Source organism: Microbacterium sp. B19, from assembly GCF_000333395.1.
Lineage (GTDB): Bacteria > Actinomycetota > Actinomycetes > Actinomycetales > Microbacteriaceae > Microbacterium.
This window is the reverse complement of the sequence record NZ_BADA01000434.1, coordinates 1-1940: the sequence shown is the minus strand read 5'-3', so window position 1 is coordinate 1940 and position 1940 is coordinate 1. Positions and strand designations below refer to the sequence as shown.

Below are 1940 nucleotides of genomic sequence, written 5' to 3'. Positions count from 1 at the left end.
GACGACCAAAGCCGAGCCCTCGACCCCGCCGTTCTCCTCATCGGCGAAGAACGTCACGATGATGTCGCGTTCGGGCTGCTCCCCCGCACGCAGCACGTCGGCCACGGCGGTGAGGATCATGGCATCCATGTCCTTCATGTCGACCGCACCGCGGCCCCACAGGATGCCGTCGCGGATCTCGCCCGCGAACGGGTCGACGCTCCAGTCCTCGGCGACGGCCGGGACGACGTCGAGGTGGCCGTGCAGGATGAGCGCGGGCTTGTCGCGGTTGCGACCCGGGATGCGCGTCGAGAGGTTCGTGCGGCGGTCGATCGGCTCGTAGTAGTCGACGTCCAGGCCGAGGGCCTCGAGATACGCGCCGGCGTACTCGGCGGCCTCGCGCTCGCCGCGGGACCGGCCCCCGCCGAAGTTCGTGGTGTCGAAGCGGATGAGGTCGGCGGCCACGCGGGCGACCTCGGGCGGGTCGGCGTCGTGCTCGGACATGGGCACTACGGTACCCGGCGCGTGCGCCCTCCCCCGTCCACGCCACGTGGCTGCGGAGCGGGACGCGCCCGGGGCGCGACCCCGGTTCGTGGGGTGCGCTCCAGGCGTGGTAATGTGGTTCTTCGTTGCGAAAGCGACAGACACCCAATGCGCGGGTGGCGGAATAGGTAGACGCGCTAGCTTGAGGTGCTAGTGCCCGTATAGGGCGTGGGGGTTCAAGTCCCCCCTCGCGCACAGATGAGAAAGACCCCCGGGTTCATCCCGGGGGTCTTTCTCATTTCTGCGGGAGCGGGAGGGCGGCGAACCCGTGCGGGGTTGGGCCCACGCCGCCGGAGGCTCCGCGTGCCGCGCAGCGGCGCGTGGAGGGGCGGTGGGGAAAGTCCCCCCTCGCGCACAGAACGAAGAAGGCCCCGGATCCGTCCGGGGCCTTCGTCGTTTTCCGTCCTTCGATACACGTGACACCGACGAAACGCCGATGTGACATCGCGGCTCTAGCGTCGAGGCATCCCGGAAGGATGGATGCCACATGTACCGGTTCCACGTTCCCACCATCGACATCTCCGCATGGGTCGGCCCGGGTTCCGAAGTGGCGCGTGCCGCCGTCGTCGCCGCCGTCGATCACGCGTGCCGCACCGTCGGTTTCTTCCAGATCGTGGGGCACGGGGTGCCCGACCGGACGATCGCCGACCTCGAGGAGGCGCTCGACGCCTTCTTCGAGCTGAGCCTGGATGCCAAGAAGCAGTACGTGCGTCCGGCATCCGAGAACCGCGGCTACACGCCTCCGAAGAGCGAGTCGCTGAGCTACAGCCTGGGTATCGACCCGGTGACGCGGATGAACGACTTCTTCGAGGCGTTCAACGTGGGGACGTCGTGGCGCGCGTATCCGGGGACGACGGCCACCCCTGCGCACTATGCCGAGAACACGTGGCCGGAGGCGATACCGGGTTTCCGCGGTGCCGTCGAGTCGTACTACGACGAGGCCCGGCGAGTGGCGCGAACGCTGACCCACATCTTCGCCGCGGCCCTGCGGGTGCCGGACGACTACTTCGACACGCTCACGGATCACTCGATCGACGTGCTCCGGATGAACAACTACGCGCTGCCACCGGGCTCGATCGAGCTCGGCGCCGAGCTGACCGGCATGGGCGAGCACACCGACTACGGCCTCGTGACGGTGCTGTGGGCCGACCGCGTCGCCGGACTGCAGGTGCTGGGGCTCGACGGATCGTGGAACGACGTCATGCCGGCCGAGGGCGCGCTGCTGGTGAACGTCGGCGACGTGGCCGCGCGGCTCACGAACGACAAGTGGCTGTCGACGCTGCACCGGTGAAGCCGCCCGTGATCGACGGGACGATCGAGCGGCGCCGGTCGGCGGCGTTCTTCCACGACNGCCACGCCGACGCGGTGGTCGGGGTGCTCCCCCACTTCGCGTCGCGCGAGTGGCCCGCGCTCTACAA

2 protein-coding genes and 1 tRNA gene are annotated in these 1940 nt (G+C 69.3%); 2 read left to right on the top strand and 1 reads right to left on the bottom strand.

What is annotated here, in order from left to right:
• On the bottom strand, positions 1 to 483 hold a 483-nt coding region (locus I5G_RS15170), incomplete at its 3' end, for a M20/M25/M40 family metallo-hydrolase (RefSeq protein ID WP_022879813.1).
• A gap of 149 nt (positions 484 to 632) precedes the next feature.
• Here I5G_RS15170 and I5G_RS15165 point away from each other — a divergent pair.
• Both I5G_RS15165 and I5G_RS22835 read left to right on the top strand, forming a co-directional pair.
• Positions 633 to 717: transfer RNA gene (locus tag I5G_RS15165), tRNA-Leu, on the top strand.
• A gap of 292 nt (positions 718 to 1009) precedes the next feature.
• On the top strand, positions 1010 to 1813 hold the full coding sequence (locus I5G_RS22835) for an isopenicillin N synthase family oxygenase (RefSeq protein ID WP_051038829.1): 804 nt from the start codon (positions 1010 to 1012) through the stop codon (positions 1811 to 1813).
• Positions 1814 to 1940 lie beyond the last annotated feature (127 nt).